General features: G+C 34.1%; 27 protein-coding genes. 4 read left to right on the top strand and 23 right to left on the bottom strand.

What is annotated here, in order from left to right; translation table 11 throughout:
- Positions 1-5: 5 nt before the first annotated feature.
- From murD to D8M03_RS01350, 16 genes are all read right to left on the bottom strand, one after another.
- The gene (gene murD, locus D8M03_RS01425; protein WP_121212897.1) at positions 6-1,355 is read right to left on the bottom strand and encodes a UDP-N-acetylmuramoyl-L-alanine--D-glutamate ligase; all 1,350 of its coding nucleotides are present in this window, start codon (positions 1,353-1,355) and stop codon (positions 6-8) included.
- A complete protein-coding gene (mraY, locus tag D8M03_RS01420) occupies positions 1,352-2,326 on the bottom strand; it encodes a phospho-N-acetylmuramoyl-pentapeptide-transferase (protein ID WP_121212896.1) in 975 nt (324 codons plus the stop codon). Before mraY ends, murD begins: the two co-directional genes overlap by 4 nt.
- Positions 2,327-2,400: 74 nt before the next feature.
- Positions 2,401-4,323, bottom strand: coding sequence for a stage V sporulation protein D (locus tag D8M03_RS01415; protein WP_121212895.1), 1,923 nt, complete (start codon positions 4,321-4,323; stop codon positions 2,401-2,403).
- A gap of 64 nt (positions 4,324-4,387) precedes the next feature.
- Positions 4,388-6,613 carry a penicillin-binding protein gene (locus D8M03_RS01410; RefSeq protein ID WP_211330846.1) on the bottom strand — a complete coding sequence of 742 codons (2,226 nt, stop codon included), beginning with the start codon at positions 6,611-6,613 and terminating at the stop codon, positions 4,388-4,390.
- Positions 6,610-6,981 carry a cell division protein FtsL gene (gene ftsL / locus D8M03_RS01405; RefSeq protein ID WP_121212894.1) on the bottom strand — a complete coding sequence of 124 codons (372 nt, stop codon included), beginning with the start codon at positions 6,979-6,981 and terminating at the stop codon, positions 6,610-6,612. Before ftsL ends, D8M03_RS01410 begins: the two co-directional genes overlap by 4 nt.
- Positions 6,982-7,932: a 16S rRNA (cytosine(1402)-N(4))-methyltransferase RsmH gene (rsmH, locus tag D8M03_RS01400; protein WP_121212893.1), complete on the bottom strand. Its 951-nt coding sequence runs from the start codon at positions 7,930-7,932 to the stop codon at positions 6,982-6,984. It lies immediately after the preceding gene.
- 23 nt (positions 7,933-7,955) lie between these two features.
- Positions 7,956-8,387 (bottom strand): division/cell wall cluster transcriptional repressor MraZ, encoded by a 432-nt coding sequence (mraZ, locus tag D8M03_RS01395; protein ID WP_121212892.1) that lies wholly within the window; start codon positions 8,385-8,387, stop codon positions 7,956-7,958.
- Positions 8,388-8,574: 187 nt separating this feature from the next.
- A complete protein-coding gene (bshC, locus tag D8M03_RS01390; protein WP_121212891.1) occupies positions 8,575-10,191 on the bottom strand; it encodes a bacillithiol biosynthesis cysteine-adding enzyme BshC in 1,617 nt (538 codons plus the stop codon).
- Between the two features lie 118 nt (positions 10,192-10,309).
- On the bottom strand, positions 10,310-10,699 hold the full coding sequence (locus D8M03_RS01385) for a DUF3397 family protein (protein WP_121212890.1): 390 nt from the start codon (positions 10,697-10,699) through the stop codon (positions 10,310-10,312).
- Positions 10,696-11,598, bottom strand: a complete 903-nt coding sequence (locus tag D8M03_RS01380) for a ketopantoate reductase family protein (protein WP_121212889.1) — start codon at positions 11,596-11,598, stop codon at positions 10,696-10,698. Before D8M03_RS01380 ends, D8M03_RS01385 begins: the two co-directional genes overlap by 4 nt.
- A 202-nt stretch (positions 11,599-11,800) precedes the next feature.
- A complete protein-coding gene (locus tag D8M03_RS01375; RefSeq protein WP_121212888.1) occupies positions 11,801-13,333 on the bottom strand; it encodes an acyl-CoA carboxylase subunit beta in 1,533 nt (510 codons plus the stop codon).
- 33 nt (positions 13,334-13,366) lie between these two features.
- A complete protein-coding gene (locus D8M03_RS01370; RefSeq protein ID WP_121212887.1) occupies positions 13,367-13,579 on the bottom strand; it encodes an acetyl-CoA carboxylase biotin carboxyl carrier protein subunit in 213 nt (70 codons plus the stop codon).
- Between the two features lie 42 nt (positions 13,580-13,621).
- Positions 13,622-14,005 (bottom strand): transcriptional regulator, encoded by a 384-nt coding sequence (locus tag D8M03_RS01365; protein ID WP_121212886.1) that lies wholly within the window; start codon positions 14,003-14,005, stop codon positions 13,622-13,624.
- A 262-nt stretch (positions 14,006-14,267) separates the two neighbouring features.
- Complete coding sequence (locus D8M03_RS01360; protein ID WP_121212885.1) at positions 14,268-15,035, bottom strand: enoyl-CoA hydratase/isomerase family protein; 768 nt, start codon at positions 15,033-15,035, stop codon at positions 14,268-14,270.
- A 173-nt stretch (positions 15,036-15,208) separates the two neighbouring features.
- Positions 15,209-15,382, bottom strand: a complete 174-nt coding sequence (rpmF, locus tag D8M03_RS01355; RefSeq protein ID WP_036202717.1) for a 50S ribosomal protein L32 — start codon at positions 15,380-15,382, stop codon at positions 15,209-15,211.
- A 24-nt stretch (positions 15,383-15,406) separates the two neighbouring features.
- Positions 15,407-15,943 carry a YceD family protein gene (locus tag D8M03_RS01350; RefSeq protein WP_121212884.1) on the bottom strand — a complete coding sequence of 179 codons (537 nt, stop codon included), beginning with the start codon at positions 15,941-15,943 and terminating at the stop codon, positions 15,407-15,409.
- A gap of 260 nt (positions 15,944-16,203) precedes the next feature.
- Here D8M03_RS01350 and D8M03_RS01345 point away from each other — a divergent pair, with 260 nt between their 5' ends.
- The gene (locus tag D8M03_RS01345; RefSeq protein ID WP_121212883.1) at positions 16,204-17,412 is read left to right on the top strand and encodes a nucleotidyltransferase; all 1,209 of its coding nucleotides are present in this window, start codon (positions 16,204-16,206) and stop codon (positions 17,410-17,412) included.
- 76 nt (positions 17,413-17,488) lie between these two features.
- Here the strand turns inward: D8M03_RS01345 and D8M03_RS01340 are convergent, their stop codons facing one another.
- Positions 17,489-18,544 carry a SepM family pheromone-processing serine protease gene (locus tag D8M03_RS01340; RefSeq protein ID WP_245987397.1) on the bottom strand — a complete coding sequence of 352 codons (1,056 nt, stop codon included), beginning with the start codon at positions 18,542-18,544 and terminating at the stop codon, positions 17,489-17,491.
- A 109-nt stretch (positions 18,545-18,653) separates the two neighbouring features.
- Between D8M03_RS01340 and D8M03_RS01335 the strand changes: the two genes are divergently transcribed.
- Complete coding sequence (locus D8M03_RS01335) at positions 18,654-19,562, top strand: hypothetical protein (RefSeq protein ID WP_245987395.1); 909 nt, start codon at positions 18,654-18,656, stop codon at positions 19,560-19,562.
- Between the two features lie 41 nt (positions 19,563-19,603).
- Here D8M03_RS01335 and coaD read toward each other — a convergent pair whose 3' ends face one another.
- Genes coaD through D8M03_RS01320 form a run of 3 tightly spaced genes read right to left on the bottom strand, consistent with a single transcriptional unit; the run spans position 19,604 to position 22,106 of the window.
- Complete coding sequence (coaD, locus tag D8M03_RS01330; RefSeq protein ID WP_121212882.1) at positions 19,604-20,092, bottom strand: pantetheine-phosphate adenylyltransferase; 489 nt, start codon at positions 20,090-20,092, stop codon at positions 19,604-19,606.
- An 18-nt stretch (positions 20,093-20,110) separates the two neighbouring features.
- Positions 20,111-20,668 carry a 16S rRNA (guanine(966)-N(2))-methyltransferase RsmD gene (rsmD, locus tag D8M03_RS01325; protein WP_121212881.1) on the bottom strand — a complete coding sequence of 186 codons (558 nt, stop codon included), beginning with the start codon at positions 20,666-20,668 and terminating at the stop codon, positions 20,111-20,113.
- A 16-nt stretch (positions 20,669-20,684) separates the two neighbouring features.
- A complete protein-coding gene (locus tag D8M03_RS01320; protein WP_121212880.1) occupies positions 20,685-22,106 on the bottom strand; it encodes an RNA polymerase II in 1,422 nt (473 codons plus the stop codon).
- Positions 22,107-22,159: 53 nt separating this feature from the next.
- Between D8M03_RS01320 and D8M03_RS01315 the strand changes: the two genes are divergently transcribed.
- Positions 22,160-22,549 (top strand): DUF7147 family protein, encoded by a 390-nt coding sequence (locus D8M03_RS01315; RefSeq protein ID WP_121212879.1) that lies wholly within the window; start codon positions 22,160-22,162, stop codon positions 22,547-22,549.
- Between the two features lie 10 nt (positions 22,550-22,559).
- Here the strand turns inward: D8M03_RS01315 and D8M03_RS01310 are convergent, their stop codons facing one another.
- Entirely contained in the window at positions 22,560-22,832 is a 273-nt protein-coding gene (locus D8M03_RS01310; RefSeq protein WP_121212878.1) for a YlbG family protein, read from the bottom strand.
- 190 nt (positions 22,833-23,022) lie between these two features.
- Here D8M03_RS01310 and D8M03_RS01305 point away from each other — a divergent pair, with 190 nt between their 5' ends.
- The gene (locus D8M03_RS01305; RefSeq protein ID WP_121212877.1) at positions 23,023-23,940 is read left to right on the top strand and encodes a glycerophosphodiester phosphodiesterase family protein; all 918 of its coding nucleotides are present in this window, start codon (positions 23,023-23,025) and stop codon (positions 23,938-23,940) included.
- A gap of 35 nt (positions 23,941-23,975) precedes the next feature.
- Here D8M03_RS01305 and D8M03_RS01300 read toward each other — a convergent pair whose 3' ends face one another.
- A complete protein-coding gene (locus tag D8M03_RS01300) occupies positions 23,976-24,422 on the bottom strand; it encodes a YlbF/YmcA family competence regulator (protein WP_121212876.1) in 447 nt (148 codons plus the stop codon).
- Positions 24,423-24,504: 82 nt separating this feature from the next.
- Positions 24,505-25,983 carry a UDP-N-acetylmuramoyl-L-alanyl-D-glutamate--2,6-diaminopimelate ligase gene (locus tag D8M03_RS01295; RefSeq protein WP_121212875.1) on the bottom strand — a complete coding sequence of 493 codons (1,479 nt, stop codon included), beginning with the start codon at positions 25,981-25,983 and terminating at the stop codon, positions 24,505-24,507.
- Between the last annotated feature and the right edge of the window lie 79 nt (positions 25,984-26,062).

The following is a 26,062-nucleotide window of genomic DNA, read 5'->3' as shown; positions in this document are numbered from 1 at the left end:
AAATCTTAAAGATTCATAACCGCATTAATAAACAAATCTCCGCGAACTTCAAAACTTTTATATTGGTCCCAACTTGCACATGCAGGTGATAATAATATCACTTCTCCACTTTCTGAAAGTGGAACTGCTTTTACAACAGCATCTTCAACATCTTGGGCAAGGATTGTTTGTTCAATACCACAAGACTTTGCAAATTCAATAAAACGTTCCCCTGTTTGCCCATATGCCACAACAGCCTTTACATATTGCATAGAATCTCGGAGCTCTTCAAAGGAATGGCCACGATCAAGTCCTCCAGCAATTAAAATAATTGGCTGTTGGAAAGCATTTAATGCCACCTTTGTCGCCAAACAGTTCGTAGCTTTTGAATCATTATAAAATTTACGTCCATTCCATTCACGAACAAATTGTGTACGGTGTCGAACACCTGTAAATGTTTTTAATACTTCTTCAATCGCCGATTTATCACAACCATATAGGATACAAGCGGCTATTGCTGCTAAAGCATTTTCTAAGTTATGTTTCCCTGGTAAAGCAATGTTCAAACGACTTAAGTATGGTTTTCCCATCCAATAAATTGTTTCTTCATCTGCACTAATACCCTCTTCAGTACGACCATTTGAGTTAAATGGAACTTTCTGAGCCTTTGATCGATCAGCAAATTTCTTTACGACTTCCTGACTTGCATTATAAATGAGCCAATCGTTTTCATCCTGATTTTTTGTAATATTAAATTTCGCTTCTGCATATTCCTCGAAAGTACCATGGTAGTCCAAATGCGCATCATATAAATTTGTTAAAATTGCGATATTTGGTTTAAACTCAATTGTTCCCATTAACTGGAATGAAGAGAGCTCCGTAACAATGACATTTTCTTTTTTCGCTTCTGCAGCGACTCCACATGCAACTGTTCCAATATTACCAGCGATTAAGGGTTGTTTTTGACCGTTATTTAACATTTCAAAAATTAAAGTTGTCGTAGTCGTTTTTCCATTTGTTCCTGTTATTCCAATAATTGGCGCTTCACTTATTAAATAAGCAAGTTCCACTTCAGTAATTACAGGTAATCCTCGATTGATTGCATCCACAATAATCGGATTTGAATAAGGAATCCCTGGATTTTTTACAATTAATTCAAATCCTTCATCTAATAAATCTTCTGGATGTCTACCACAAATAACAGTTATCCCCTTTTTCAGGAGTTCCTGTGCTTGAGGATTTTCATCAAATGGCTTTGAATCATTCACCGTAACGAAAGCTCCTAACTGATGTAGGAGCTCTGATGCAGCAACACCACTTTTTGCTAATCCGAGTACTAAAACTTTTTTATGTTGGAAATTTGAAATTTGAATCATATTAAGGCCTCCGTTAATACTGCAATTAATGCGACAACTAATGCTGTGGACCAAAATACTCCAACTACTTTACGTTCGGACCACCCAGATAACTCAAAATGGTGATGTATCGGACTCATTTTGAATATGCGTTTTTTACGCAATTTATAACTGCCTACTTGTAAAATAACCGAAAGTGTTTCAATCACAAAAACTAACCCAATCAATAAAAGTAATAATTCTTCTTTCACTATTACAGATACAAGTGCCAGGGATCCCCCTAAAGCAAGGGACCCTGTATCACCCATAAATACTTTTGCAGGGTTCGCATTGAAAATTAAGAAACCTAATAATGCACCTGTTACTGCAAAAGTAAATAGTGCAACGTCATGCTGTTCATTAAATAACGCGATGACCCCAAATGCGGTAAATGCAATAGATGCAGTACCAGCAACTAAGCCATCTAATCCATCCGTTAAGTTGACAGCATTAGAAAAACCAACTAACCAGAAAATTAAAAAACCTACATATAAAATCCCAAAATCAATAGAGATATCTGTAAAAGGGATACTTATTGATGTATCAAATGTCCCTAAACGTAATAATAGGAAAGCAGCAATTGAAATAATAATTTGACCAATTAACTTTTGGATAGAAGTTAACCCAAGATTACGTTTAAAAATAACTTTGATTCCATCGTCTAAAAACCCGATTAACCCAAAGCCTGCTAATACAAGTATCATTACAACTGACTGAGTTGTAAACAAGTTATAAATATTCCCAACAATTACCGTCGTAGCAATGATAGATATTAGAAAGATAATACCACCCATCGTTGGTGTTCCAGCTTTTTTCATATGCGACTGCGGGCCTTCTTCGCGGATACTCTGTCCAAACTTCAATCTACGTAGAATTGGAATTGCTATTGGTGCTAAAACCACAGAAGCGATAAAAGATATTGCTAGAATGGTTATTGTTGTTAAAATTGTCATGTTAAATCTCCTTTAAAGTCTTGTTCTTAATAAATCATCATAAGTAATTTACTATTAATTAAGAACTAAATGAACTAGTTATTATCTAAATACAAATGAATTGTACCATCTTGTTCAAGGATGTTTTCAGGCTCAGGTAACTGGGCAGTAACGACATTTCCATCACCATGTATCTCAATTTTAAATGGATATTGTAATTTCATAATGTCCTTTTTTTCATATCCAATTAAATTTGGTACTCGTTCAGTTATCGGATCTCCCCATCGATATTGTTTTTCAAGTTGACCTTCCCGATTTACTTCTAACCCAATTTTAGGAGCAATATCTTCAATAATTTGTCCAACAATTGGAGCTGCAATCGTACTACCAAAAATTAAAGATCCTTTAGGGTTATCAACAGCAACATAAACGACTACTTCCGGATTATCGGCAGGTGCAAATCCAATAAAGGATACAATGTAATCACCATCTTTGTAGCGGCCGTTTTCTACTTTTTGTGCAGTACCTGTCTTACCACCAATTCGTAAACCATCACGGAAAGCAGCACGTCCAGAACCATTCGCTACAACGGATTCCAATGCTTCTCGTACCTTTTTAGAAGTTTCCTCGCTAATTACAGTACGCTTTAGTTCCGGTTTATTCTCCACTAAAACTTTACCAGTTTCCGAATCATAAACTTTTGAAACAACATATGGAGTATATAATTTCCCACCATTTACAGCCGCAGCGACTGCCTGTACTTGCTGTATTGGTGTTACAGAAATCCCTTGACCAAAGGATGTGGTTGCATGTTCAACAGGGCCGTATGCTTCTTTTGAGAATAAAATCCCCGAAGCTTCTCCAGCAATATTTGATCCTGTTGGTTCACCAAATCCAAAGTTTCTAATATATTGTTGAAGCTTTGTTGGTCCTACACGTTGACCTAATTCAATAAATCCTGGGTTACATGAATTCTCTACAACTTGTAAAAACGTTTCAGTACCATGACCTTCTCGTTTCCAACAACGAAGTCTTGCTCCTTCTACAATTGTGTACCCTTTATCATGGAATGTATCCTTTTCTAAATCCACTACCCCTTCTTCAAGAGCTGCACTTAATGTGATGATCTTAAAGGTAGACCCCGGCTCATATGTCATCCATACTGGTAAGTTTCGATTGTAAATTGAAGAATCTACATCTTCAAAATTCGAAGGGTCATATGTAGGGTAAGAAGATAATGCTAATATTTCTCCAGTATTGACATTCATAGCAATTGCTAATGCTTGATCAGCATCATATTTTTCCATGGCCAGAGCTAATTCCCGTTCTACCACCTGTTGAACATCTAAATCAATCGTCAATTCTACCGTTGCACCTTGATCTCCTTCTCGCCATTCATCGTCCACATGTGGAAGTGAATTACCCTTTGCATCCGTGAAAAGACGAATAGCAGCATCTTTAGAAGTTAGTAATTTATCGTATTGGTACTCAATACCAGCTAGTCCCTGTGTATCGTAACCTGTAAAACCAATAAATCTTGATAATAAGTTGCCGTAGGGATAATGTCGAACATAATCTACTCCTGTATATAGGCCATCTATTTTCAATCCTTGAATTTGGACGGCTTGTTCATACGTAATATTTTTTGCTTCAGGTGCCAATTTCACAAGATAATCCCTTGTATTCATTTTTTCGAAAAGTTTTTTTTCATCAATTTTTAACACTGAAGCAATCTGTTTTGCAGCAAGTTCAATATTATCATTTTGTGCAGGCATAAAATAGAGGGTTGGAGCAAGTTTATTTGTTACCAATACATTCCCATTCCTATCTACAATTTCACCACGTTCAGCTGCAAATGGAATTTCACGATCCCAATTTTCTTTCGCTAATTCTGTTAATTTATCGTGCTGAATCACCTGTACATAAAATAGCCTTATGACAACTGCAATCCCAAAAAGAATAAACCCATAAATAATTAATTTCAAGCGACTTTTTGAAATGGTAGAAATCCACTTCATTTTATCTTCACACCTCGTTTTTAACAAAGTATGATTTGAAGTGGACATCTATTCTATTTCCTTATTAATCTTGTGGTATTATCTCGCCTTCTTCTTCAGTCTCTTCTGTTTCTTTTTCTGGAACTGTATACATTTCTTTTGGTGTTTTAAGTTTAACTACAATCGGAGAAGAATCGTAAACAACCGTATTTGCCGATACGCTTTGACTTTCTACATAACCATCCCCAACAATTTCAATTGGTAACCCTGACATCATTTTATATACTAGTACATTTCGTAATGACCAGTTTTCAAATGATGGTAAGGATATCTCACCATCTGTCTTTAAAAATATTAAACTACCTTTAGTAATCGCTAGATTTTTGTCAGGATACTGGTCTGTTATCGTACCACCTTCACCGATAATTATTGGCGTTAATCCTTCATTCTGTAATTCAACTTGAATACTATCTGAATTTTTCCCAATATAGTCACCCATCGCTACTGTTTGAACTTTTGCAGCATCTTCCGGTTTAATATTTAAATATTTCAAGCTATTTTGTACTACAGATGTAAAGATTGCCGCTACTGGTTCAGATCCAACTTCTGTTGGTGCTAATTTTGGGCGCTTTACTGCTACATAAACAATTAGTTGAGGATCATCTATTGGCGCTAGTCCTAAGAAAGAATATAAATAATTATTTTTTCCATAGTAATAACCGCCACCTGGTTTAGCAATTTGTGCAGTACCAGTTTTTCCTCCAACCTCATAGCCCTCTACTTTAAATCTTTGAGCAGTACCGACTTCAGAAGTAATCGTTGAAGCTAATATTTCACGAACTTGCTTAGCGGTTGCTGCTGAAATTGGCTGACCTTTCGTTTTTGGTTCATGTTTCTTTATTGTTTTTTCATTTTCAGAATCTACTATTCTATCAATTACATATGGCTGCATCATCTTGCCATCGTTTGCTACAGCTGTCATAGCTTGTACTAGTTGAATCGGTGTTACCGTAGACCCTTGACCAAAGGAAGTGGTTACACGATTGATTGGGTACGTTGTTAATAATGTTCCCGTTGCTTCTCCAGGTAAATCAATGCCTGTTTTTTCACCGAAACCAAACTTTTTCATATAATTGATAAAAGTTTCATCGCCAATCATTTGTAATAAATGTGCCATCGCTGTATTAGCTGATCGCTGGAAACCTTGTAAATAACTAATTCTCCCCCAACCGACATTATTATGATCTCGAATTGTTCTATCTAAGATTGTGTAGCTCCCTGATTGGAATTCAGCATTCGGATGCCAGTTTCCGGTTTCAATAGCTGTAGCCAATGTAAAGGTCTTCATTGTAGAACCTGGCTCAATCACATCTTCAATTACATCATTTAACCAGTTATTTTCTAAACCTTCACGTGTGTCCGGATCAAAGGTTGGTCGTTGAGACATTGCTAATATTTCTCCGGTTTTTGGATTTGCTACAACAGCTACCATGGACTCGGGAGAATATTGTTTATAAACCTTAGACATTGATTCTTCTAAAAAATTTTGAATTGTTTTATCTAAAGTTAAATAGATATTACTTCCATCTACAGCAGGCTGAATCATTTTTTCGCTATTCGGTAATAGATATCCAAAAATATCACTCTCGTATTTCATTTTTCCATCTGTACCTGTAAGTTCTTTATTATAAATTGATTCTAGCCCCATTTTCCCCACAGTTTTATAAGAACCATCTTCTTGTTCTTCTTTTTGTGCAAAACCAACTAAGTGAGAAGCAAATGCACCGTTTGGATAATAACGTTTTTTATCACTAGCAAATATAATTCCAGGAAGCTTCTCTTTATCAATTTCATTCATCAGTTCATGACTAATACTACGACCCGCCACTCCAAATTCAACCTGGTACGGCTGCCTTCCATCACTTAATTTTCTAGTTAAAATTTTATAGATTTCAGATTCATCCATTGCAATGTATTTAGATAGCACTTTTGCCGTATAATCTGGATCTTGTACGTGTTTTGGATCCTCAGGATTAGTTGTGGCTTTTGGGTTTACAACTGCTATTAATCGATAACTTAGTGTGTCTTCCGCAATAATATTTCCATTACGGTCAAGAATCTTTCCACGTTCTGCCGATAATACCGCTTCTTTCTCATAAAGAGCCGCAGCTTTCACCTCTAATTTTTGACCATCTACTACACCTGTTGCCTGAATGAAAAAAATACGAATAAATAATGCAAAAAAGAGCCCTCCATAAAGTAATAACATTAGAAAGGCTCCCCATTGGAATCGAAATTTCTTTTTACTCATTCTCCCGGCACTACCTTTACATTGTTCTCGTTAAGAGTTAAACCGAGTGCTTTTGCTTTTTCCCAAATTCGCTCATACGTTGATAATTCACTAACTTGAACTTTTAAATCAACATTTTGTTTCTCTATCTCAGCAATTTGTTTTTCAATTTTTTGTATGTCATATGTTGTTTGTTGAATTGTGCTTTGTTTGTGTAAAATTGAAACCGCTAGAAAAGCAACAACTACGACAAAAGCAATATATAAAAGTCTTTCTTTTAGTGTAATTATTTTTTTGGATTTTTGAACTTTTTGTTTCTTAGAGGGCTGCTGCTGTGGTGGTGCGACAGGCTGCTGGATATATGAATGTTGTCTAACACGAACTGCCATTTACCCACGTCCTTTATCAAATATTTTCTCAGCAATTCTAAGTTTTGCTGATCTTGAACGATTATTTAATGTAAGTTCCTCTTCTGAAGGGAGAATCGGTTTTTTCGATACAAGCTTTAAAACCGGTTTAAATTCATCAGGAACTACTGGTAAACCAGGTGGTAAATCTGGAAGAGAGGATGCCTCTTTAAAAATTGTCTTCGTTAAACGATCCTCTAATGAATGGAAAGTAATAACGCTTATGCGTCCTCCAACTTTTAACATTTCGATTGCATCCACTAATGAATCCTCAGCAGCACCAAGTTCATCATTAACGGCAATGCGTATTGCTTGGAAAATTCTTTTTGCTGGGTGCCCCCCTTTACGTCTTGCGGGTGCGGGAATTCCTTCTTTAATTAGTTCAACAAGTTGTCCAGTCGTTTCAATAGGAGCATGTTTTCTTGCTTCTTCAATTTTTCTTGCAACTTGTTTTGAGAATTTTTCTTCACCGTAGCGGAAAAAGATACGAACTAAATCTTCATAGGACCATTCATTTACAACATGATAAGCAGTTAAGTCTGCTGTTTGATCCATACGCATATCTAGAGGTGCATCATGGTGGTAACTAAATCCGCGCTCTGGGGTATCCAGTTGTGGTGAAGAAACACCTAGGTCATAGAGAATGCCATCGATTTTTGGGATATTTAATTGCTGCAATTCTTGCTTTATATATCGGAAGTTTGAATGTACGAACGTTACTTTGTCTAAGTATGGTTGTAGGCGTATTTTTGCATTGTTTATAGCTGTCATATCCTGGTCGAAACAAATTAAACGACCTTCTGAGGATAATTGTTGAACTAAATATTCACTATGTCCTGCCCCGCCTAAAGTACAATCAACATAAATTCCTTTTGGATTGATGTTCAATCCATCAACAGTTTCTTTCAGTAATACGGTTGTATGATCGAACATAAACCTTGCTCCTTTTGCGTTTTCTAGAAGTCAAATCCAATTAAATTTTCTGCAATTTCATTAAATGATTCTTCAGCTTCGTTGAAATAAGATTCCCAAGCACTTTTAGCCCAAATTTCAATTTTATTCGAAACACCTAACACCACACATTCCTTTTCAAGCTTTGCGTAAGATGCCAGGCTAGCTGGGATATTAATTCGCCCTTGTTTATCTATTTCAACCTCTGTTGCCCCTGAAAAGAAAAACCTCGCAAATGCACGAGCATCCTTTTTCGTCATAGGCAGTTCTTTTAATTTTTCTTCGAGTTTTCGCCATTCATCCATAGGATAGCCAAAAAGACAGTTATCAAGTCCACGAGTTATTACGAATGTACTTCCTAATGATTCTCGGAACTTTGAAGGTATAATGAGACGTCCTTTTGTATCAACGGAATGTTGATATTCCCCCATGAACATGCTACTCACCCCACTTTAATAAATAATGTACCACATTCCCCCACTTTCCTCCACACTTTTAAATAGATTGTAATTAAACTTTTATAATTTGTGTAAATAGTACTTTTTTAAGTTTTTACTCCTAAGTTAATAGACACAAAAAAAGAGTTATCTCATTTGAGATAACTCGAAAATGATAAAAATTATATTACAAATATACTACAAAATGGTTGTTCGAAATCGACATTGGTAATCCACATAGTTCTTTAATTAATGTAGGACCATAAATATTTATATATTGGAATGGGTTATATACTCGTTCTTGCAATGTTTCATTCGGATAAATTTCAGCATTAATGGTATTAAATTGACGAAGTGTTTTATCATGTTTTATTAAAACTTCTTGGTCTATCTTTTTACCTAAATATTGTAACTGCATTTGGTGATATTGTTTATTCTTTTCTATGATGACATCTAAGTTAATTGATTGTGAACTTAAATACGAACCCAGTTCTTTATATTGAGCATCTAGTATCTCATATATTTTTGCAATCTGTTCTTTTGCATCAATATCTTGAACATGCTCTATAAATTGTTCTTTCATTTCAGTTACTTTTCCATTGATTATTTGAGGAATAGTTAAATTGTTGTTTAACAATAATTGCTCTACTTTTCTTGTTACAATGGTGATATTTAACCTCGGTGCTAAAATTGGCATTTGTAAGTCAAGGCAATGAAAAGCATCTTTTAACGTTGCCCAGTATGCAAGCTCACCTGGACCACCGACAAATGCTAAAACAGGGATTGTCATTTCTTGCATTAATGGCCTAGTCACTACGTTATTACTTAAAAATTCAGGTGAAGTTGATGCAATATCTAACAAATGATTTTCTGTAAATTTATATAATCCATTTGCATCTTGATATTGCCCATTCTTTCTCTCTAATAAAAATCGTTCACCCTCATGGACATAAAAAAGGTTAGCATTATCAATACCTGCATTAATAGGCTTACCATATCCAGCAGCATTTAATAGTGCCTCTTTTTCAACCACTAGCTTTGCAATTTCTTCATTGTGATTGATGATTTTCTCAAAAAATGATGATTCATATTTACGAAACGGTGTAAACGCAGCATCAATCATTAATAACCCTTCGTTTTTAAACAATTCATTCATTGTATATGTAAAGAATTGCGTAAACGTTGAGCTTTGTTCCACATGTTTTTGAAGCATATTCAACAAATCATTTGTATACTCTGTTTCACCATAATGTTCAAAAATTATTTCAATTAACTCTTTTAATTGTTCTTTTTGTATAACTGTCGCAGATGCCATTGTTTTTTTACGAGATCTTACGTCATACACTTTTTTCTTTGGAGTTTCGTTCACAATTGTGTACGTATGATTAATTTCCTCAATATCATGATCTTCTCCAGCAATCCAGAAAAGTGGGACAACTTTTTCTCCTAATTTTTCACTCTGTTGTTTTGCTAACAAGATAACAGATATCGCCTTGTGAACAGAATATAATGGACCCGTTAAAATTCCCGCTTGTTGGCCACCTACTATTGCAACTGCACCATTATGTAAACTTTGTAAATTTCCTTCTTGTTTTTGTGAAATACCATAAGGCTCCATATACGATCGAATAACATTACTTAATTCCACACTGTTGTAATGTCTATTTTTTAAATACTCGTATCGACTCTTAAAGGAATAATCGTTATATTCGTATTGAAAAAAGGAGTTAAGCTTTTCCCAATGTGACCAATAATCATTTAATAATTGATTGGTAACTGGTATTTCAATTTGTTCCAGTTTCATAAAAAATCTCCTCTACTTTTATAAACAGTTCACAAAAGATGTTCTATTTAAAAAATATTTTTATATACACTTCATTTATTGTAATGCTTAAAAAGCTTTCTTCAAAAGAAAATGCTTATTAATTGACATAGTTAATAATACTTTGAACTAGCCCTACAATCCAGACAATAAAATAACAAAGAGTTAAAAGGATAAAGAATAAGCGCCATACCTTTTTAAATAACGGCAATACTTCTATTTCCTTTTTTGTTCTCCAATCTATGTATGTAAATATAATTGCAATTATTATAGCAATACTAATAATAAGTATACTCAAATTCACTTCCCATAGACTTTTAATTGACAGTGGGACTGAAAAAAAGAGTACAAAAGTTGTTACATCTGACGAATAGCCAAATGATTTTGATTTACTCTTTTTTCTTTTTCGGCAAATAAAAAATGATATAAAAAATAGAATAATTGGGAATAGAATGATGGTACTAATTACGTATTGGAATAATATTTTCACATTTTCTCACCGCTCTCCTCCACCGCAAGTAATAGATGATATAGTGTTGATAATATTGGTAAAGATTTTCCCCTAACCTGCGCCTTTTTAATAACTGCACCAACAATTGTTTTCACTTCAGTCTGACGATTATGTATTCGATCTGCTAACATAGAAGAGGTATTTGATGCGGTTTGGATACATAGTTTTTTTACATCTGCAAACTGAAAACGTTCCCTTTCTTCTGGGAAGGCATCCATTAATTCGTTATAAAGATCCTCTAGTAATTTTAATGAGTGAACATTCTCTACCAATTCCCCATTCTTCACCATTAATAATGTGGTTAATGGATTAATAAAGCAATTCAGTAATGCCTTTTCAAATAACATTTGCTCTGCATTCTCTATATATTCAGTAGGGAAATTTTGTATTTTCAATTCAGAAAGGGTATGTAATATTTTTTCTTTCCCTCTTCCCATCGCAAGTTTTAACACACCAATTCCTCGATGAGCTACCGTATATTGATTGATTTTTTCCGCTCCAAATTGACAAGAACCAAAGAGAATCGTTTCTTGCGGTAAACATAATGCTTCCTCGTAATGAGCCAAACCATTTTGTAAAAATAAAATTGGAATGTTTTTATGTTGTGTTTCTAGTATTTTATAAATATTTTGTAATTGGTTATACTTTACCGCCACAATAATTAACGTATCTTCTGATAGTGGTGTAAGATGAGATTTGATATTAACTTTAGTCTTACTAATTGTTCCATCCAAGTTTTCCCGAACTAAACCATGTTCATGTAGTGCTATTGTTTGTTCATTTGATCGAACAATAAGTGATATATCATGAAAAGACTCCGATAGAAAACTAGCAACTAACATTCCAACAGAACCTGCTCCAATAATTGTAATCTTCATATAATCACCCACTTATTTTATACATGAAAGTAAAGGGAGTGTCTGAAACTTATTTTGAGACACTCCCTTAATAACGAGGATAGTGATAATTTATTCTACTACCGCAAGAGCCAAGCTTTGTCTTTAATATTTACTGTATGAGAAGAAGGCTGTTCAGTAAAGTTCCACTTACTGGACAGCCCCTGTTTTTAACTTCTTTATATTATACTGGAAATACCGGATGTTTTCGATAAGTGAATGTAATTTGTTTGCTTGAGTAATAATGTAACCGATCTGTTAAGGTTTCACGAAGTTCGGACGGTGCAATAATATCATCTATCACCATTTCTGAAGCTAGCTTATATATATCAATCTCTTCTTTATACTCATCAATTTTTTCTTTTACAAATTTCATTCTTTCTTTTACATCTTTTATTTCCTCTATTTTTTTAGAATAGACTGCATTTACTGCTGCTTCTGGACCCATAACAGCAATTTGAGCTGTTGGTAACGCAATACATACATCTGGTTCAAATGCAGGACCACACATCGCGTATAACCCTGCACCATATGCTTTTCTGACGATGACAGAAATTTTCGGGACCGTTGCACTGCTCATAGCTGATATAAATTTCGCACCATGTCGAATAATGCCCGCTCGTTCTACTTTTGTTCCAATCATAAAACCAGGAACATCCGCTAAAAACAATAAAGGGATGGAGTAAGCATCACATAATTGAATAAATTTTGCGGCTTTATCTGCGGAGTCAACGAATAATACTCCACCTTTTACTTTCGGTTGATTGGCAATTATGCCTACTGTTCTTCCAGATATTCTTGCAAGTCCTGTTATTAATTCTGGGGCAAATAATTTTTTTATTTCAAAAAAACTATCCTCATCAATCAATTGATCGATTAATTCATACATATCAAAAGGTACATTTTGATTTTCCGGAATGATTTCTTCCAAAGTACGCCCTGCAACAGGTGGTTTACTTTCTATTATCTTTGGCTTTTCACTAAAGTTCGCACCAAAATAGGATAAGTATTTTCTAGCACTTTCTATTGCTTGTTGCTCTGTTTGTACTAAAAGATCTCCACATCCACTAATTGTACAATGCATTTTTGCGCCGCCCATTTCCTCTAACGATACTTTTTCGCCAATTACTTTCTCAGCCATACGAGGCGACCCTAAATACATCGATGCATTGTTTTCAACCATTATGACGATATCACAAAACGCTGGTATATATGCTCCCCCTGCCGCGGATGGGCCAAATAATAAACAAATTTGTGGAATCATTCCACTTAATTTTACTTGATTATGGAATATTCGACCTGCACCACGTCTTCCAGGAAACATTTCTAGTTGATCTGTAATACGTGCACCTGCAGAATCGACTAAGTACAATAGTGGAACTTGTAGTTTTTCAGCGGTTTCTTGGATACGAATAATTTTTTCAACCGTTCTTTTTCCCCAAGACCCTGCTTTGATAGTCGAATCATTTGCCATAACACACACTGTTTGACCTTCAATTTTCCCAATCGCACAAACTACACCATCTGCTGGCAAATCCTTCTCTACACAATTTGCAAAACGACCATCTTCTTCATATTCACCATCATCAAAAAGGAGATTTAATCTATCTCGAACAAATAATTTATTTTTCTCCTTTAATTGATTGTGATATTTCTCCGATCCACCAGCTAATATTTTTTCGATATTTTCCGATAATTTTTCGTTATAGAGTTTCATGCCATACTCTCCTCTTTGTATTGGCTATGTCCATTATGAAAAAGTGATTAAAACATCATCTTCGTTTACGAAATCTCCTTCAGCAACATGTACTTTCGTTACAACACCATCGTCTTCTGCTTCAAAAGGAATTTCCATTTTCATAGATTCAATAATAATAACCGTTTGGCCCTTACTTACTTGTTGACCTTCTTTTACTAATACTTCAAATACTGTACCGGCCATTTGGGATCGTAATTCTGCCATCTATGACTCCCCTTTAAAAAATTAATTTCTTAGTATTTTTGTTTATTTTTGGTGTTCAAAAAAACTTGACCCTTGTTGTAGCCATTTTAAGATTTTTTCATGTTCTGTTTGTAACTCTCTATATTTAATTTCTAACTCATTGTAAGCTTCTGTTAATTCATCAAAGCTATTTAATGCTAGTTTTAAATGACTTCTCATTAATTGCTTTGGACGTTTCCTAACACTATTTAACATTTGGCCATATTGCTGACGCAAAGTTTTATTCCAACGAAAACCACATGCTTGTTTAGTACGATTTAATACGGTTGCCGCTTCTGCAAAAGCTTCTAATTGGGTTTTTCCATTTTGAACAGCTTGAATAACGATTTCTGCTAATTTTTCATCGTCTTCGGCTGTCCATTGATCTTTACGTCTTTTTCCATCCATGATTATCACCTCACATTTTTTACTACTATATGCTGTCAAATAGAATAAATAGAAGCATTCAATAGAAAAAGTAAGTTGTGACTAATAAAGTTCTTTCTAGCTTTAAAAAAATAAAAGTAATTTTCACAAATAACTATAAAAATTAGTATCATTACAAAGTAAAACAGCAAACAAGAAGCATTCGTTAGATTTATAAGTAAATCTTTTACAGAACTCTACTAATAAAAAAAACGCCTCATATAGAGACGTTAATCAGTTCAAATTATTTAGAATTGGATTTATTTAAGAAAGCTTGTACAGCTTCGTTATGTGCATCGCTTTCCCATAGTTTTGCACATAGTCTTATTTCTTCCATTACACGATCATAGATATTTCTTTCTTTCCATTTACGTAATTCAATTTCTTTATATGCTTGATGAACAGATGGATGAATTTTTCTCATATTAGCAATAAATTCTTCTAGAGCTTGTTCTTTAGAGCCTTCAAAAACGCGCATAGCCCAACCAATTTCATGTAAAAGTTGTGCATCATATACTTTTGCATCAACTAACATTTTTAATGCACGGTCGTGTCGTAAACCTCTTTCAAAAAGATAAGTTCCTCCGCCCCAGCCACTTGTTATAGCTAAAGTACCTTGAATAAAACCACATTTAGCATGAGATGCCACTAATCTAAAATCACAAGCTGTAGCAATTTCGCAACCACCACCAACTGCTGCTCCATTAATTAAAGCAATTGTTGGTACACGAAGCGTTGCTAAATCATATAGAATGTTTCCCATCTTACTCAACATGCCAAATGCTTGTTCTTCCGTATGTAAACTATGAAACTCTGATAAATCCCCACCTGAACAAAAAGCTTTTTCACCTGCACCTGTAACAACTAAAAAACGTACATTTTCATGCTCTTTTATGTAAGTAATAACTTCTTTTAAGCCTTCCATTACCTCGTCATTTACAGCATTTCTTTTTTCTTCCCGATCAATTGTAAATGTAAGTACCCCATCTTTATTAGAAATTTTATAAGCCAATCTAAACATCCCCTTTATGATTGCTATTTTAACATAATGAACTATCTTGATTTAAATAGTAAAGGACTTATTTATATTTGACAAGTGACCTGAAAAAATTTTCCTTTAAAAAATAATAAAAGGCTATTAGAGAGCCATGGCCTCTCTAATAGCCTCAACTAGTAAATACTGAATTATTTACTAACTACTTCTTTACCTTTGTAGTGTCCACATGCTTTACATACGTGGTGAGCTAAAGTTGCTTCTCCACAGTTTGGGCAAGCTACCATACCAGGTACAGATAATTTGAAATGCGTACGACGCTTTCTTTTTGCAGTTTTAGAAGTTCTTCTAAATGGTACAGCCATTATTGGCACCTCCTTACAGATTATCTATTCATCTGTTTGATCAAAATACTTTGCTAAAGCAGCAAGTCTTGGATCCACTTTTGGTTCGTCATTTTCGTTTTGACGTGCAACATCTTCTTCTGTTGAATAACTCCAGCCTTTTCCACCTTGTACTTGTCCTTCAGTATTTTCTTTAAATACTTGCATCGGAATTTCTAAAAGCACAAGCTCTTCTAAAACTGGTTTTAAGTCGATTACTTCTCCATCAATATAATGAATATCTTCTTCATCGTCATTACCACGAAGTTCAGGATCTATCCAGCTGAAAATTTCAACTGCATCGACTTTAATTGGATATTCAACATCTTCCCATGTGCGGGCACAAGGAAGTGTTAATGTTGCCGTCAGCGTAAACTGACAAGTCATTTGTGATGCACCGAAAGTACAGTGTCCTTTAACATGAACAGGTGAAATATGACGAATATCTTTATTTCGTTTCTTTACATCATCCAATTGTACTTCTGCATCTATCGGCATCCCATTTTGGCGATACTTCGATAATTGATGAATTGACCACTTCATTCATTAATCACCTCGAGACAACAATGTTGATTATATAATGTGTATTTTTAGATGTCAAGATATTTTCTTGTCACTATACTAATTAAACATTATAATTTTTATAAATAGAACATCTTTTGAGCAAAAATTTCACCGATACGATTCACTTTGAAATGTGACAGTATAAGTATTGTGTTACAAAACATATGGGTAGATTATGCTATAATTTCGTTACCCAATAAAGATATCAAAAATAACATTTAAACCTATGGGGTGTATCAATGAAAGCAGTTGGTGTAATCGTAGAATATAATCCATTTCACAATGGACATCATTACCATATTACTGAATCAAAAAATGAGACAGGTGCAGACATTGCTATTGCCGTAATGAGTGGACAATTTTTACAACGCGGAGAACCCGCATTAGTTGATAAATGGCACCGCGCTAAAATGGCACTCTCTAGTGGAATTGACATCGTTATTGAACTTCCATACGTTTTTTCAACGGGAAACGCTACTCACTTTGCAGAGGGAGCTACACAACTTTTAGACGCCATACAATGTGAATCCTTTGCATTTGGCAGTGAGCAAGGGACTATTCAGCCTTTCTTAAATACCCATTCATTATTAAAAAAACAAAACGAGGAATATAACGCCCTTATCAAACAATTTGTATCAACTGGGCTTAGTTATCCCCAAAGTTTATATATGGCATACGAAAAACTAAAAAAGCTAGAAGAGAACGACTATATTGACTTGGCACAACCGAATAATATACTGGGTTATCATTATATTGAAGCAGCTGATCGATTGAACTTAACTATAAAACCTGTAACGATACAACGAATACAAGCAGGTTATCATGATTTAATTAATACTGATTTATCCATCGCTAGCGCTACAGGTATACGAAAATCACTATTTGAAACTTTAAATTTAGATGAAATAAAAAAATTCGTACCAACAACCACGTTTACTCAATTAAATGCATGGTGTAAAACACATAATCAATTTATTAATTGGGATACATTATGGCCTTTATTACGATATGCCATTTTACGAAATACTCCTGAACAGCTTACTCAATATGCAGATGTTACAGAAGGTATCGAACATGCGCTAATTAAAGCGGCTAGAAAGAGTACTTCATTCTCTCAATTCATGACAAACTTAAAATCAAAGCGTTATACATGGACAAGGCTACAACGCATGATTACACATATTTATACTGGTATTACAAAAGAGACCTTACACCAATTTTCAAAACCATCTTATATTCGCTTATTAGGTATGACCAGTGCTGGCCAAAAATATTTATCTGAAAACAAAAAGAGCTTTAAATTACCTTTAATAAGTCGAGTTGCCTCAACAAAAGACCCTATGTTACAATTGGACCTCCGCGCAACAGAAATGTACGCACAAGGTTTAAGTTTAATTAGTCAGCATGAACCTAATGGAGATTACCAAACACCGCCTATTCGCTTATAGATAAGGCTCCTATTAGATATAAACTAAAAGCGAGTTAGTGAACTAAATTCTGTTCACTAGCTCGCTTTTTTGAAGCTTATTTTGTTTCTTTTGGTGATAAGTTTCGTAAATAGTTAAGAGCATCATCAATATTTTTTACAGGGACAATTTGCATATCCGTTTTTATTTTTTTGGCCGTTTCAACAGCAGCCTCATAGTTTGTTTTTATATTTGGATTCAACTTTTTCATATTCTCTGTTATTTCATCATCTGGGGCAAAAAAGATTTCCATTCCATCTTCATGGGCAGCGACTACTTTCTTTTCAATCCCGCCAATTCTACCAACCGTTCCATCTTCATGCATCTCTCCTGTGCCTGCAATGTTATATCCTTTAGATAAATCTTCATCAAGTAATTGATTTAAAATTTCTAGTGTAAACATTAAGCCAGCTGATGGGCCACCAATATTTTCTGCATTCACATTCACTAAAGGGTCTGTTTTAATAGACTTACTTTCTGAATATGTAATCCCAATTCCAACCCGGTTGTGTTCTTCTCCCGGTATTTCTTTTAAAGTAAGTGTTTTATCTAATAATTCTTCATTTCGATTTATGACTAGTTTTACTTCTTCATTAAGGGTTTTCTTACTTAAGATTTTAGTTAATTCTTCAGCTCGATTAATTAATTTGCCATCTATCTCTACAATTTCATCACCAGGTCGTAACTTACCATCTGCTGCCCCACCTGATAGTACGTTTAATATTGTGATTCCATTGTATTCAATTGTATAAGGTAAATTCGCTTTCTTAAACGCAACGAAAAGAGCATTAAATTGGGAATCGGTCATGAGCTTAAATTGTCTAACACTATATTCTTCTTCATCTTCTTCTTCTTGACGAACTTCTTCCATTTCCATTATTTCTTCAAACTCTCGAAAATACGCAATCACAAAGGTAAGAGGTGTTGCTGGAGCCATTGCAACTGTCATGAGGCTAAGAGATCCGCTGTCGTCTTGATCTCCTCCATCAACGGTTACAAACTGGCTAACATCATAGGCACTACCAGGTTTCATAATATAATAGTCGAGTTTATAAAAAGCTAAGAAAAATACAATCAATAACGGAATCACTACAGTGAATAGTGCCTTTTTCAATATTTATTGCACCTCCAGATGTAACAAATTAATAGACTAAAAATTTAAATTATCGCATATATTAGTTTAGCATTAGAGGATTTGGAAAACAAAAATTTGAAAAGAGATGATGCTTATTCCACTAGTATATTTATTAATTTGTATCACTTTAATTTGTTTATTGTTGCTATTCCCTGGAGTAGCCCATCAAGGTACAGATTTGGGCATTGATTTATTTATGGAGGCATTATTTCCATATTTATTGCCTTATTTAATTCTGACCCAATGGTTTATACGTTTAACACCTAATACGAACAACTCTTTATCACGATTTCAATTATATTTAAAAACATATGGAATTAGCGCATTAGGAGGCTTTCCTACAGGAGCAGCTACTATTACGTATTTGAAAAAAAGCAAACAAATCTCCTTAAAAGAAGCGAACATCCTCTTAAGTATTTGTCATAGTCCAAGCCCTCTATTCGTACTTGGATTTGTTGGAAATGATTTATTAAATGATACGACATTTAGTTGGCAGTATTTAATCCTATACCATGTTTTTTCACTAATCATCCTTGGATGTTTTTATTTTTATTTTGGACAAGGACAGAATGAATCGCTAACCTTTACAGAAGTCAAATCTACTAAACAACCAAACCCATTTACTAGTAGCATTAAAGATAGCATCCCTACTGTTTTAGTTGTGGGATCGACAATTATTTTCTTTACAACAATTTATACAGTTGTCATTCATTCATTGAAAAGCTTTTTTCCAGAAATACATAATGGGATTATGCTCACAATAGCAGCAATGCTTGAAATGACAAACGGCTTAAAAATTGGTAATGAATTATTTATTGGACAACCATCACTATTACCAGTTATCCTAGCCCTCTTCTTAACAACTCAAAGTTTAAGTATTCATATGCAAGTTGCTGTTATTGCAAAAAGTGAACAACTTTCGCTAAAGCCGTACACAATAATGCGATTATTTTACGCCTTGCTAATTCCATTATTATACTATTTAATTTTCATTTAAAAAAATGGACAAAATCACATTTTATGATTTTGTCCATTTTTTTATTTATTCATAAATTTTTTTTGAAGCGCTTCTTCGACTAAGGTTGGAACAAGGCCAGTGACAGCTCCACCGTATCGGGCTACTTCTTTCACAATACTTGAACTTAAGAATGAATGTTGATTTTTTGTCATAATAAAGAACGTTTCGATAGATTCATCTAAAAAACGGTTCATGGAAGTAATTTGCATCTCATATTCAAAGTCAGAAATCGCTCTTAACCCACGAACAATCGCTTTCGCATTTTTAGAACGAGCATAATCAATAAGTAAACCTGAAGAACTTTCAATACGAAGATTTGGAATATCCTTCGTTACACTTTGAATTAACTCTATTCTTTCGTCTATTGAAAATAGTGGTGTTTTTGAAGAATTATTAAGAACAGCTACATAGACAATATCAAATACATCTGCAGCTCTTTTAATAATATCTAAATGACCGTTAGTGATTGGATCAAAACTCCCTGGTACTACTGCAATTTTGTCTGACAAAAGTTTCTCCCTCTTCCTTTATCCATATATTTTGCGATATATAGAGATAATTGTTCCCCCGTAATTTTCTTGTCTAGTTAAAGTAAATTCACCGTATTCTTTAGGTAAGTCAACTTCTTTCGCATGTTCACAAACGATAATAGCATCATCTGTTAACTTATTCGCCTCTATTAAAGTTAAAATGAGGTCGTAATATTCAACTTTGGCGTATGGCGGATCCATAAACAAGTAATTAATTTGTATATCTCTTTTAAGTAAGCCTTTAACAGCTCGGTTGGCATCGGTTTTATACGTTTCAACAATCTCTTCATAACGGCATTTTTTAATATTTTCCAATAAAGTTTGGTATGCACGTCCATCCTTTTCAACAAAAATTCCGCGACTTGCACCTCTACTTAATGTTTCAATCCCTAATCCACCGCTACCAGCAAAAAGGTCTAATACAATTCCACCTTCAAAAAAAGGACCAATTATGTTAAATATCGATTCTTTTACTTTATCTGTTGTTGGTCTTGTAGTAGTACCAGTGATTGCTTTTAAAGGCATACCTTTTCTTTCACCTGCTACAACTCTCATGTCATCACCAAACCTTCTATTGTTGTGTTGTAGTAGTTTTTATTGTTATTGAATCATCTTTTTTCATTATTTCTACTGTAAATAATTTTTGCAACCATGTTTCTTCTATGTAGTTAATTCCTGCAACTCGAACGATAGGATTGGATACTGTATTGTATCTTCTTTCGTTATAAACATAGAAACCATGATTTTCAGGGAATCGGAAATTACGTTCTTTGCTATGAACATAATAACCATTCTCGCCGTTACTTGCCTCGTAACCTAAATGTTTTAATAAAGCATCAGCAGAATACAAAATCTGACCATCTTTAAAAATCACATTAATATCTTTTTGCAAATGTGAATTTACTAAAATTTCTCGATTATCATTAAATAAGAATGGAAAAACTTCATTCGTAGATTCGTTCATACTTAGATAATTAGTATGGATACCAAATACTTCAGATAACGCTTCATCTAATATTTTTGTGGATATTTCTTTACCTTTTAAATCGTTTAATCTTTGAAGCCAGTTTGCTAATTGTGTGTCTGTCATTTGATGTGTTAGTGTATTTACAATTTCTGTCGATTTCTCTCCACCTATTGTAGTACCAGCTAAAAATGACGCCACCGTTTCATATAACCAAATTGGGCTTTCATTAAATTTAAATTGCGCTTTTACTTGTGAAAGAATTACTTGACGATATAAAACATTCGTTGTAAAATTCTTCAAAAATAAAATTCGTTTACCTTGAAGTTTTGAAACATTCTCCCCTTCCACAAGCACAATATGGTTCTCGTTTAAAAAATTCAATTCCTTTAACTTAGTAGTAAAATCTTTAGTTAGTGGTTTTTTAGAGTAAATTGAAACATTATCAATTGGATCCTGTTGAATTAAATTATTTGCATTATAATACAATTCAGAAACAGGGCCTTTTCCACCGAACATTGAATAGTTTACAAGGGATAATGTTTGTTGACCAACTTCAGGTAAACCAGTTATCCATTGTCCTTTAACATCTTTTTCCGTTGAAATATGTACAGTTGAATAAGAAACTTCGCCAAGTTTTAAGGAAACAAATATATCCTTTAATAATTGGTTAGATTTTATACCATTATTTAATGGTATGATATAAGACAACGACTGACTATGGTTGTCTCCGATTTCAAACTTAGTTTTATCCTCGCTTAAGCGTTTACAAGTATTTTCTGCTTCTATAAAACAATCAGGATTTACTGCTAGTTTTGGCCACTGAATATCAATCACTTGATTTGGCAAATTTTTAAAATGGTGACGAATGTCTAAGCTATCATTTCGATATGTAATTTCGATTTCTTGTGTATAAGTGAAATGATCCTCACGCGTCTCGACTTTATCTGAATATACTTGATATTGGAAAAAGAGCATGCCACTTATGACTAAAATAAGTACTGTAAAGAAACTTAAAGCATATTTCATGTGCCTTACCTCCTGCATCATGATACTATTGTGTAGAAAGGATGTGTGAAATTTTGATACAACAATTTATAGAACTTGGACAAGGTTATGGAGATGTTTTTGAACTTTGTGAGCTCGTCAAAACAAACGAAAAAAGATTCCATAATGCATTTATTTTCATTTCGAATATAGGGGATAAACAAGTAGCTTCAATTGCCGTTACGTTTAAAGCAGCAGGGGAAGGTAAGTTTATGCCTATTTACATATGTCGTGAAGGTATTCCTTATAATCCAGAAAAACCTTCCCAAAGACTTACGATTTTTGAAAATGCATTACAAGAGATTGGTAAAAAAGCTATTCCAATGGAAGTTAAACATTCTTCTTTCTATTCCGAAACAACTTTATATTATCAACATTTAATCGGAATCTTACGAATGAATCACTTTATTCCACCAAAACAATAATTTCAACTTCTTATAAACCTATTTTATAATCATACTCTTTTGCCTTATCTGGTTTTGCATTTTCAAATTCAGTTTTTAAGAACGGGCGATACGATTCAACAACGTCTTTCACAAAAGGAAGGCGTTGTATTTTATTTATTGTTGACTCTATTTCATCCCGATTACAATAAATTAAAACATATTTTAATTTTCGTGAAATATAATGTACATGTCCGTATTTTCTTAAACTTTTAGCATGTTTTAATTGGTGGACGTAAACAATAATTCCTTGTCGTTCCTGCATTTGTATTCCCTCATTTCTTACATAAAAGCATACCATAGAGTTATTTTTGATAGCAACAGAGTTTAGCTGACATGAGGTAAGATTTTCCGTTATAATCATTATTATAGATTATGGTGAATAAATTTATTAATTGTGATGAAATGAGAAATGCCGTTTAGACATAGTTACGTTCCATATAAGGAGGATCAAAATGGGTAAAAAAACAAAAGTAGCGCTTGCAATCGCTGCTGCTAGCGCCGCAGCATGGGCTGGTAGTAAAGCAGTATCAAAGCCACAAAGACGTGATGATAAAGAAGTATTACAAACGAATCAACCGATTGTTTTAGCACACCGTGGTGGTTCTCATTTAGCACCTGAACATACAATGCCTGCATTTGAAAAATCTTTTTCTTTAGGCGTTGACGGATTTGAAGTAGACATCCGTTTAACAAAGGATGAAGAAATCATTGTATTTCATGACGAAACAGTTGACCGAACAAGTGATGGAGTAGGTTTTGTAAGAGAATTAAATTTAGATGAATTAAAACAATTAAATTTTGGGTATAACTTTCAAGATTTAGAAGGTAATTTTCCTTATAAAGAAGAAAAAGTTGAAGTCGTAACTTTAAGAGAACTCCTTGAAACATATCCAAATACTTATATAAATATCGATATAAAAGATGGACCAGATACGTATGAAGGAAGCTTAATGCCTTCTAAATTATGGAGATTAATTGAAGAATATAACGCTGAAAATCGAATTGTCGTAACAAGCTTCTTTAGTGAACAAGTGGACCGCTTTAATTTGTATGCACAAAACCGAGTAGCATTAGGCGCTGGAGAAAATGATGTACGAAAAGCGTTTACTGCTTTCACGAGTCAATTTGGACATTTGTACCATCCGAAAGTGGATGTTTTCCAAATTCCAATAAAACATGGCGTAGTCTCATTAGATTCAGCAAGATTCATTGCCTTTTTAGGGAAGTTGAATATCCCAGTTCATTACTGGACAATAAATGATGTGAATACAATACATCATTTACTTGAAATTGGTGCAAAAGGTATCGTTACAGACCGCCCAGATATTGCAATCGAATGTATACAAGAATATATGGAACAAAAAAAATAAAGGCGAAAGTGGGAAAAACCCATTTTCGCCTTCTTTTATGCTGAACATGAGCAACTGCCGCCACTACCACAACCAGAACCACAAGATGAACCCGATGAGAAAAATGGATTACTCACAGGTACTTTTACTGCTTCAGACACCGACTTACCGATTATTAAACTAACTTCATCTAGTAAATCTTGATATTCGTTTTCAGCAATTTTAAAATTTGCGATTCGCTCATTTAAGTCTAAAGCTCGTTTTTGCTCACGTATTTTTTTCATTATTGTATGATAATCAGGATGGTACTTCCCAAATCGTTGTACATCTTCATACTGTTCTTTCATTTTTGTGAAGGCATTAATCTGTTGTACTAACTCCTCATCACCATATACTTCTCTATAAGCATCTCGGTACTTTTGTGCTTGCTCAGAAGAAAGGATCATTGCACTTAATTGATCAGCTTCATCTATAATGAAGGCCCATTCTGATGTCATTATCATCATTACTTCCTCCAATCTAATAACATCATAGCAGAAATTACGCAATGTTTGTATTGGGAATACTTGAGTGATTGCTCTTAATCTATTCTACACGGTCGATTGCGATCTGTTCTAAAATTAATCGTACACATTCAAAATCAGAAAACTCGTATTGCTTTGTTCCAATCGTTTGAGTTTTTTCATGCCCTTTACCAGCGATTAAAATTGTGTCTCCTTCTTTTGCCGAACGGATTGCAGTTTCAATTGCTTTTGCTCGGTCAAGAATTACTTCATATTGTTGATTTGGAGTAAACCCTGATGCAATTTGTTCATTAATCACTTCTGGATCCTCACTTCTTGGATTATCCATCGTTAAATAAATGAGATTTGCATATCTTGAGGCAACAGCACCCATTTTCTTTCGCTTATGCTTATCACGATCTCCACCACAACTAAAAACAGTGATAAGATCACCTTTAACTGTTTTCTTTAAAGTTTGTAAAACAGCTCTTAAAGCGGCTTCTGTATGTGCATAATCGATATAAATTGATAAACCGAGGTCATTTTTCACCTCTTCTAATCTACCTTTTGGTAAATATAACTTTTCTACCGCATCACAAATTGCTTCGATTGGAAAACCAAGTTCACTAACAGTACTTATTGCTGCAATCGTATTTTGTAAATGATGATCCCCAACAAATGGTACAGTAAATACTTTTTGACCTTTATTACTTTGCAAACAACAAGTTGTAATATTTTGCCCTTCTGCTAACATTTGTAATTGGTAGTCAACTCGATTTCCTAAACCAAAATAAGCCTTTTTCTTTTTTGCCTGTAATCCTACAGTACGGCAGAAAGAATCATCCCCGTTTAAAACGAGTTGACTCGACAATGAAGATAGTAATTGTTTAGCAGACTTATACTTTTCATAAGAACCATGATCTTCTATATGGTCCTCTGCTAAGTTTAAAAATACTCCAACATCGATTGAACAATCATCTAGACGGTGTTTTGCTAATCCCATCGATGAGGCTTCTAACACAGCATATTGCACTCCACGATTAATAGCAATTTTTAATATTTTGTGTAAATGCTTTGGTTGTAAAGTTGTTAAATTTTCATAATCTAATTTAACTTCCATACCATTAATGTAAATGCCATTCGTTCCAATAACAATTACGTTTTTATGTAGTGCATGTAGTAGTTGACCAATAAAGTGACTTACTGTTGTTTTTCCATTTGTCCCTGTTATCGCAATAATCTGCATCGCATCTGCAGGGAAATGATTCAATTTCGCCGCAGCGAAAGACATAAATTTTAAACTGTTCGGAACCCAGATAACTGGCACTGATAATTTTAACGAATCAAGCAACTTTTCATCTTCAATGACTACACCAACAGCTCCATTTTCAATTGCTATATCGATATATTTTAATCCATCTGAATTTTTACCTTTTCGAATTACAAATAAATCACCTTTTTTTACTCCTTGCGCATAGTCTTCTATTCCGAGCACTTCTACTCGTATTGAACCACCCTTCACAGTACACGGCCAATCTTTTAATAGTTCTGCTAGTTGCAAGTTGTCACTCCTTTTCCCTATATTATGCCTAGGCTCCATTCGTGACACTAAAACGTGCCGGCTTTTTTAAAAAGTTTTA

Origin of the sequence: Ureibacillus endophyticus (assembly GCF_003628435.1) — a bacterium.
Lineage (GTDB): Bacteria > Bacillota > Bacilli > Bacillales_A > Planococcaceae > Ureibacillus > Ureibacillus endophyticus.
The sequence above is the reverse complement of the archived record's forward strand: the minus strand, read 5'-3'. Positions and strand labels throughout refer to the sequence as shown.